This is a genomic window from Pseudomonadota bacterium (assembly GCA_023229365.1).
Classification (GTDB): domain Bacteria; phylum Myxococcota_A; class Polyangia; order JAAYKL01; family JAAYKL01; genus JALNZK01.
The window spans coordinates 1,598-8,577 of sequence record JALNZK010000174.1; the positions used below are offsets into that span (position 1 = coordinate 1,598).

At 49.6% G+C, this 6,980-nt stretch carries 9 protein-coding genes; 1 reads left to right on the forward strand and 8 read right to left on the reverse strand.

The features are described 5' to 3' along the window. A partial coding sequence (locus M0R80_29685; GenBank protein ID MCK9463810.1) for a hypothetical protein occupies positions 1-325 on the forward strand: 325 nt, incomplete at its 5' end. Between the two features lie 491 nt (positions 326-816). Here M0R80_29685 and M0R80_29690 read toward each other — a convergent pair. The 8 genes from M0R80_29690 to M0R80_29725 form a co-directional block, all read right to left on the reverse strand. Beyond that, positions 817-1,548, reverse strand: coding sequence for a hypothetical protein (locus M0R80_29690; protein ID MCK9463811.1), 732 nt, complete (start codon positions 1,546-1,548; stop codon positions 817-819). 100 nt (positions 1,549-1,648) lie between these two features. Continuing rightward, the gene (locus M0R80_29695) at positions 1,649-2,017 is read right to left on the reverse strand and encodes a hypothetical protein (GenBank protein ID MCK9463812.1); all 369 of its coding nucleotides are present in this window, start codon (positions 2,015-2,017) and stop codon (positions 1,649-1,651) included. After that, the gene (locus tag M0R80_29700) at positions 2,008-2,577 is read right to left on the reverse strand and encodes a hypothetical protein (protein ID MCK9463813.1); all 570 of its coding nucleotides are present in this window, start codon (positions 2,575-2,577) and stop codon (positions 2,008-2,010) included. Before M0R80_29700 ends, M0R80_29695 begins: the two co-directional genes overlap by 10 nt. Further along, the gene (locus M0R80_29705; protein MCK9463814.1) at positions 2,574-3,209 is read right to left on the reverse strand and encodes a hypothetical protein; all 636 of its coding nucleotides are present in this window, start codon (positions 3,207-3,209) and stop codon (positions 2,574-2,576) included. Before M0R80_29705 ends, M0R80_29700 begins: the two co-directional genes overlap by 4 nt. A 250-nt stretch (positions 3,210-3,459) precedes the next feature. Continuing rightward, on the reverse strand, positions 3,460-3,798 hold the full coding sequence (locus M0R80_29710) for a hypothetical protein (GenBank protein ID MCK9463815.1): 339 nt from the start codon (positions 3,796-3,798) through the stop codon (positions 3,460-3,462). 132 nt (positions 3,799-3,930) lie between these two features. Beyond that, a complete protein-coding gene (locus M0R80_29715; GenBank protein MCK9463816.1) occupies positions 3,931-4,740 on the reverse strand; it encodes a hypothetical protein in 810 nt (269 codons plus the stop codon). A 241-nt stretch (positions 4,741-4,981) separates the two neighbouring features. Continuing rightward, the gene (locus M0R80_29720; protein ID MCK9463817.1) at positions 4,982-6,136 is read right to left on the reverse strand and encodes a hypothetical protein; all 1,155 of its coding nucleotides are present in this window, start codon (positions 6,134-6,136) and stop codon (positions 4,982-4,984) included. 246 nt (positions 6,137-6,382) lie between these two features. Further along, the gene (locus M0R80_29725) at positions 6,383-6,760 is read right to left on the reverse strand and encodes a hypothetical protein (GenBank protein MCK9463818.1); all 378 of its coding nucleotides are present in this window, start codon (positions 6,758-6,760) and stop codon (positions 6,383-6,385) included. Positions 6,761-6,980 lie beyond the last annotated feature (220 nt).

Below are 6,980 nucleotides of genomic sequence, written 5' to 3' on the forward strand. Positions count from 1 at the left end.
ATCAAGCTCATCAAGCTCATCAAGCTCAAGCTCAAGCTCATCAAGCTCAAGCTCAATGACTGCTTCGGCGTGGGGAGGAGAAAATACTCCAAACCCATTTGTCAGTGGCACTTTTTATTCCGCTGGCACATTTAATTCATATGATTACTACACCCGCACTATTAATAATGTAATTTATTACATGTTCCGTGGCAGTGCTTGGATGATATCTGATACATTAGAATTAAACCCCGCCCATTATTTTTTGGGTGGGTTTACTAGTTCTGCTCATGGATATTATGAGGGTGGCGGTGGTTGGAGTGGAAAAATTACTGTGACTGGATAAAAAAGACCCATCTCCCGCAAGGGGCTTTTTTATTCCTAATACTATATCTTCTAAAAAAAAAGACCCTCCTGGCCGATATCACTGACCAAGAGGGCGAAGTGGATTGAAAATTAGTTTGGATTACTGACTTATCCGTTTAAGCTGAGGTTTTAGCCTTAAGCCACATCGTCTTTCTGTTGGACCACCCTCGCATAATTTTTCTGCCCAAGAGCGAGGGAGGGAAATCGCATCCCCATTTATGTGGTATTGTAACTCAGCATTCGATTCAGTAATCGACTATCCATTGGTTCAGCCTAGAGCGAGAACCTAAAACTAATAAGGATGTGTCTCTGCCATTGGACTACCCCTTTAAAAAATTAAAAAAAGTAAAGGGGACAGGAATCGAACCTGTACTATGCATCCTATGTTTAATCTGAGCCTAAGTCTAAGCCTACGCTCTTTTAAATAAATGCCTTCGGCTTATAGCCGATTTTAGGCCATTCATCCCTTATTTATCCAAGAATATAGTCGAAGATCGCATCCCCAACCTTCTTCTCCTTGGCTTCAATGGCATTCGCCTCTTCCCGTGCCACCTTCACCGCATCTCGTAGCTTCGACACACGATTCAACATCGCTGTGCGGTCGTCTGCCGATAAAGCCCCAGAAAACTTCAAATTGTCAAATGTGCCAATCACCACATCCTCAAAATACATTTCCACTTGAGCCGGATGCTCTTTCGTGGCCTCATATTTCACATGATGCTGCGGCGTTTTCTTCGTCTTCGTCGTAACCCGCTTCTCCGAAACATAACAACCCGCATCCTGCGAATATGTCCAATTCTCCCCAGGGTCCAACGTCGGAATTGTGCCGATCAACGTATGCAAGTCAATCAGTTGCTTGTCCAAAAACAACAGATTCGTCGGCGGCATACCTGCCAACACTACCTTGCCATCCACCTTTACATCAACCTTCACCTCGCAATTTGCCACGTCCTGAGTCGCTGTCAGGTCCAGCAAATTCACCATGTAGGCCCGCACTTCCTGTAAAATATCCTTCGCCTTCACCTGCACCTTCTGGAAATCGTCAGGAACTGTTTCCCCCTCATCATCCTTGGAGGTGTATTTCTTCGATAAACCAACAAATAATGCCGGTTTCTGTATCTTGTGATATACAGCCGTCTTGTCCTTCTCGACTGCCGTTTTCTTCCCCGTCAATAACGCATTGATTTGACATAACTTGGCCATCTGAAACTCCTTACGTCTGATAAACTTGAACCTTAGTCTGAACCTGAAAACAGAATCATATCACAGAAAAAAAAGATGTCAAGTGCCAAAAAAGAATTTTTTAAGAAGCATCGCCGTTTTTGATAAAACCATGCCAACAACATCCACTAGTTAGTAATATAGAATAAGCACCCGGTCCTGTAAATGTCAAATCTTCCAAGGATGTCCCCTCATAATACCATCTTCCAGGTTTTGGCTCCAAATTATCAGAAACCCTTGGTGCATTGCGTGGATTCGCAAACCAACACATTACATAATGGGCTCCACATACCCCTTTCTTGCCATCTTCCTCAAAAATTTCTTTTCCCTCCGCACATTTCGGACATTGAAACATCACCCCCTGGGCCTTTTCTATGCTGTCCGTTCGATGACAACTACCATCTGCCTTCACATCCTCCAAAAAACATGCATCTAAATCTGTTAATCGCATTTGTGCTCCGGTTGTAATACCCTATACTCCGCATCTGGTCTTTTCTTTATAGAAAATAACCCTAATGCCTTACGAGCATCCCTCTTCTCAGGACTTTTCATCAAATGTAATTGTCTCAACATATTCATTTCCGCAGCAGATGTTTTGGGACCATACCATTTGTTGCCATCTATCAACCTGTTGCCTTCTGGAGTAAATAATATAATAGGCTTAGGAACATCCCCTATCTTTTCTCGTAACGCCTTAATACAAGGCTCAATTAAATCCTTTAACTCAGCAGACCAAAAGGAAATTGCATATATAGGTCGCCCATCATACTCAATTTCTGCACAACGTCCCTCAATCCCTTGATTTTCTCCCTCGCTAGGATATCTCATTTCTCCATGAGTCGTACTCCTCAGTTTTATTCGCAAACCTCTATTATCATAAATAAAAGTAAAACCACCTGTTGGCTTATATTTCTGGTTTTTTTCGTCTGGAAATGAATATAAATCATCAGGGGAAATATGCCCCTCAGGAACCATGTCTTCATTTTGTTCAAACCACGTTCTGAAATTCATCTTCTATGCTCCGGTTGTAATACCCGATCCTCTGCATCAGGCCGCTTCTTCATAGAAAATAAGCCAAGTTCCTTGCGGGCAGCCTTCTTCTCAGGACTTTTCATCAAATGTAATTGTTTTAATAGGTCTATGTCAGCATCAGATATCTTTGGACCCTGCCATTGCGGCTGCCCCTTGTCGATAACCCTGTTCCCCTCCGAGCTAGACACAACTATCGGTATTCCTATGGTGCCTATCTCTGCTCGTATGGCTCGCACACAAGGATCAACCAATCTGCCCAATAATTCTCTTTTCCCCCAAAATGTTATCAAAAATATGCGTTGCCCTCTTTTGCCGTAATCTATTTCAGCACAACGCCCCTCAATACCAAAGTGCTCATATGATCTGTCATTAAACTCTGCCTTTCTTAAATCACCATGAGTATCATCCCTGTCCGTAGTTAATAAACCATCCTCATATGAATAAATAAATGTGAAACCGCCCGTTGCCCAATATGGTTGCTCCGGTGCAGATGTCCACAAATCATCAGGACTTACATATCCAAAACTAAGGTCCAATTCTTGTTCTAACCATAATTTAAAATTCATATACTGTATGTAGAAATTTTTCCCCGGATTTTTTTGGAGCCCCATTTATATAGATTTTTTTAGATATGGCAGAATATCAAAAGGTTATGGAGTTAAATTTTTTGAAACATGTTAAAAACAAAGGGGTGGTCGTAGAAGCCCCTATAGGGGGAGTAGGGACTCCGATTTTTATAGGAAAATAAAATTAATTTCTGTATTGTTCTTTAATGTACAGGAAAACTATAAAGCAATCCTGTATACCAATGGTGTAGCCCCCGTGGTTGCGGGGGCTACGGTTGCCGCTGGGTCTACCACCCTACGCCACAGCCAGGGCGGCGGCCACCCGCTCGGAGTAGCTGGGCTTGGTGGGCTTGGTGGGCTTGGCCACCCTCACCCCATCGCCCCTGATCTCTTGGGCCTTGACGTAGTAGCGTGCCGTGCCCTGTGCCCTGCCGATGTCACGGGTGCCCACGCCCTTGCCGATGATGATGTACTGTCCCAAGTAGTAGACGGCGAACCGCCACAGCTTGCAGCCCGTCTGCTTGGGGCTGAGCAGATAGAGGGTGTGCTCCTCCACTCCCTTGAGAGTGTGGGGCTTGAGGGTACGCACCAAGTAGCTACGCAGGTGACGGGGGGCATTCGATACGACTTGCATGATTGGTCTCCAGACTAAGGGTTGTGTTCGCACTACACCCGTTCAATGTACAGGAAAACTAATTGATTATGATTGAGTACAAACGAAAGCCCCCCGCTCACCTCTAAGGCAAGCGGGGGGCAAGCGGGGAGACTAGGCCGCTTTCTTCTGTTGGATGTTGACGATGTAGCTCAGTAGCTTACCGATCTCCTTCCACCGTCCGGTGCCCGTCTCGGCGGCTTTCCGTCCCTTCTGCACAATCTCGGCGGCGGAAAGGGTGTTGATAGCGAAGGCCGAGCCGATGGTGTCCAAATCGTGGGCCGTGTGCTGCATCATCCACGCCATACCCTTGATGAAGTCGGCCTGCAATGCGGCTTCCTCCACCTCTCCATCGGGCCGGGCGAAGTAGTTGACGAACCACGACACGACTTCCTTGAACGACTTGCGGTTGTTGACGGCGTAATACAACCGAAGGAAAGCGGCGGGGTTGCGGGTGGTGCCCAAGGGTGCCCGACCGTGGGCCTCATACAGGATGCCGATGCCTGCCCTGATGAGGGTATTGTGGACAAACAACTCCGGTTCGTCGCCGTTGTTCTTACGGCATTTCATGGCCGTGTTGGGTGTCACCTTCAGGCGGTTGTTGCTGGCGAGGAACATGGCCACCTTATCGGTGACAATCTGGACACGAATCCAGATGGGGGTGCCGTCGATCTCATAGTTGGGGTGGGCCTCTCCCATCCACTTCCATCGGTGCCCACCGTCAACGATGTGAAACTTGTTCCCTTCCTTGCAAGCGAGCAAGCAGCCCACCTTCTCGAAGTCGAACTGGCCACCGGGCACCTTGCGGTTGGCGGATTCCCGTTGATAGTTCGTATCAACGAAACAAGCACCGGCGAGGACTTCGGCGTAAACGCCATTGAGGGACACAACGATGTTTCGCAATACTTTCGATGTCTTCAACATAGCACAGTCTCCAAACTAGGGGTTCAATGAGTGTCTGGACTCTTCCGAAAGGAAGATAAGTCTCTGCATCTCACTGGTCCAATGTACAGGAAAACAAATCAATTAGTTTATAATTATGCCGACAAAAAAACCCGCTTGATGCGGGTTGCATTGCCCCAATGTACAGGAAAACTAATTCATAAACTATTGATATAAAAGAAAACCCCCGCATTTTATTGCGGGGGCTTTCCCGTCCGCTGTCTTATACGGCAAGGTTCAGAATCTTGCCCCCGGCCACGTCAAGGGCTTGCCGCAAGTCGGCAAAGCCCAAGGTCTGCGAGTAGCGGGTCAAGCCGTGGACAAAGCCCCAAGCGGTGTTGGGGGTGGCGTCGGCGGTATGCTCCCACTTCTCGGCATACTCCCAACTGCCCTTGATTGCCTTGAGGGTCAAGGCGGCAAGCCCCAAGCCCTTGACCTTCGCTTCCACGTCGTCATACGTGGCACCCAAGACGTGCCGCTTTGCGGCGGCAATCATTTCGGTCGTCTTGCTGGTGTCGGCACCCGTCCAGCGGTTCAGCCACACCCGCAAATCACGCAGGAAACCCGACAGGTTGCCGAAGTGTTTCCGCTTCATTTCGACCACATTCGTTGCCCCCCAGATGATGTGGTTGCCGCACACCCCTTCGTGGCAGAAGGCTTGGAACTTGATACTGGCCTTCCCCACTTCGGAGTTGCTGGCGATGATGCCCTTGAACAAGCCCCCGCCCCCGTTGCCGTCGTCGATGGATTGCGTGGGATTGACGAGGAACACGAAACTGTCACGGTCGCCCCGATACACACCGCTGGGGGCAATCGTTTCGCCCACTCGCACTTGTGCCCCACCCGTCATTCCGGGGATGAGGTCTGCCTCGGTAGCGGGGCGGCAACGGGTGTCGTCACCATTGGCGGGCCGTGCCGGGGGCACCTTCCAACCGCTGTCAACGGCGGGGGCGAGCAATTCGCACACTTGGCTATCCCAAAATCGGGTGTAGCCGTCACCCGTCACGGCACGTATTTCGGTGTGGCCGTTGCGGTGTAGCAAGACCTTGACCTTCTCGGGGTTGCCGTTCAAGCCGTGATTGAGGCAATCGGCGGCGAGGTTGGCAGGCAGGCCAGTGAGGTAATCGGCGGGGGCACCGATCAAGCGGCACAACTGGCTGAAGCCCCAATTCGTCGGGCGGGTCGGGTTGCCCTTCGGTCCCAAGATAGCCAAGTCGTCATCGACGGGGCTTGCCTTGAGTTGACCCAATTGGCACACCACTTCAGAGGAAGCGGCACGGTCGGCACGGGCTTTCGTGGCAAGCTCGTCCACGTTCCAAAACCGCTCATCGGCGGGGCGGGAAGCCCATTGACGGGAAGCTCTCATAATCTCGGACATGGTTCAGTCTCCAAACAGAAGGTTGTGGTTTCGCACTACACCATCCCAATGTACAGGAAAACTAAGATTAGCTTACCTGGATACATCTGCTGGATGCATCCCGCCAATGTACAGGAAAACTAATTTAATTTTACCTATGGATGGTTGGTATGTATCCCGCCAATGTACAGGAAAACTAAACCAAGATTATTCTACCCAATAGATAAGCCCCGTCAAGCGGGGCTTATCCGTGGCAAGTTGGGTGATCTACGCAACCCGTGTCAAACCCCTCCCGTGGAAGCAATCGACGGCATCCTTGGCGGGGAGCCACACTTCCACTTGGGCATCGGCTGAAATGGTGACGTACTTCGGGCCGATCTTGACGGAAACACTTGTGGGGTTGCCATCGGTGTAGCACTCCTCAACTTGCTGAGCGATGACACGGGCTTCAGCCAGGGGAGCAAGCCGCTGCTCCTTGCCCTTGCCATTCCAACCGCCAACCGGCGACCGGCTAGGCAAGAGGGCAGAGACAGGGTTGCTAAACTGATGCACTTCGGACACGGTGCCCCTGATATTGGGGTTGCCCTGCACTCGGCTGATGATAGTTCCAACTTGCAACTCTCGGGCATGAATTACGGCTGACATGGTTTTCTCTCCGGTCAAGGGTTGTGGTTTCGCACTCTGCCAGTCCAATGTACAGGAAAACTAAATCTATTTTTTTCGTTGCTGGTTCGTTGCTGGTTCGTTGCTGGTTCGTTGCTGGTTCGTTGCTGGTTCGTTGCTGGTTCGTTGCTGGTTCGTTGCTGGTTCGTTGCTGGTTCGTTGTTGGTTCGTTGCTGGTTCGTTGTTGCTTCGTTGCTGGTTC

Coding starts and splice junctions, on each gene's coding strand:
- M0R80_29690 (MCK9463811.1), bottom strand. CDS start 1,548: ATGGCCAAGTTATGTCAAATCAATGCGTTATTGACGGGGAAGAAAACG.
- M0R80_29715 (MCK9463816.1), bottom strand. CDS start 4,740: ATGTTGAAGACATCGAAAGTATTGCGAAACATCGTTGTGTCCCTCAAT.
- M0R80_29725 (MCK9463818.1), bottom strand. CDS start 6,760: ATGTCAGCCGTAATTCATGCCCGAGAGTTGCAAGTTGGAACTATCATC.
- M0R80_29710 (MCK9463815.1), bottom strand. CDS start 3,798: ATGCAAGTCGTATCGAATGCCCCCCGTCACCTGCGTAGCTACTTGGTG.
- M0R80_29705 (MCK9463814.1), bottom strand. CDS start 3,209: ATGGGGCTCCAAAAAAATCCGGGGAAAAATTTCTACATACAGTATATG.
- M0R80_29695 (MCK9463812.1), bottom strand. CDS start 2,017: ATGCGATTAACAGATTTAGATGCATGTTTTTTGGAGGATGTGAAGGCA.
- M0R80_29720 (MCK9463817.1), bottom strand. CDS start 6,136: ATGTCCGAGATTATGAGAGCTTCCCGTCAATGGGCTTCCCGCCCCGCC.
- M0R80_29700 (MCK9463813.1), bottom strand. CDS start 2,577: ATGAATTTCAGAACGTGGTTTGAACAAAATGAAGACATGGTTCCTGAG.